The organism is Megasphaera jansseni (assembly GCF_047974155.1).
Classification (GTDB): domain Bacteria; phylum Bacillota; class Negativicutes; order Veillonellales; family Megasphaeraceae; genus Megasphaera.
Genome location: NZ_JBHYRR010000075.1, coordinates 1 through 569, shown reverse-complemented (window position 1 = coordinate 569; position 569 = coordinate 1). Strand labels below are relative to the sequence as shown.

The window sequence follows — 569 nt, the reverse complement described above, 5'->3', positions numbered from 1 at the left end:
GCTTTGCGTTTGTTCCAATACTGGTTGATAGATTTGAGTTTACGACCGTCCATGAGGAACGACGTCCCCGTATTGGTAACGCAGGCTGCCAGATTATCCAGGCCCAAGTCGATAGCCAGGACACGGTCTGGCGAGGTTTTCACCGGTTCTGGGTCCTGTAAGTAGCAATACTGAATCTTGAAATACCGTCCGCCATACATGGGACAGATGCGGACTTCTTGAATCGTCTTATCCTTTAGTCTGTCGGGAACAGGAATCCGAATCCGATGGCCGTTATGGCGTTTCATATATTCACGGCTCATCGGCACTGTCAGGAAGCCATTCTTGATGTTGATAGCGTTCGTCGACAAGACGAGATGGAACCATCCCCCTTTTTCACGATAGTGCGGCAGGCGGACATCTTTCGACTGATAGTCACCTGCCTTGACTTTCTGCAAAAGCCCGAAAAAAGAACGAAAACTGCGGTCGGCCACTTTCAATATCTGCTGGGCAACACCGGCCTGCAACAAGCCATAGTTTTCATTTTCCTTGCAGATAGGGTAATTTTCTTCGTACCGCAAGAATTGATG

Annotated in this window: 1 protein-coding gene; it reads right to left on the bottom strand. The window is 48.9% G+C overall.

Features of this window, described 5'->3' with window-relative positions; translation table 11 throughout:
- Positions 1–569, bottom strand: a 569-nt coding sequence (locus ACE418_RS13455) for a transposase (protein WP_416451080.1), incomplete at both ends; no start/stop codon positions are given.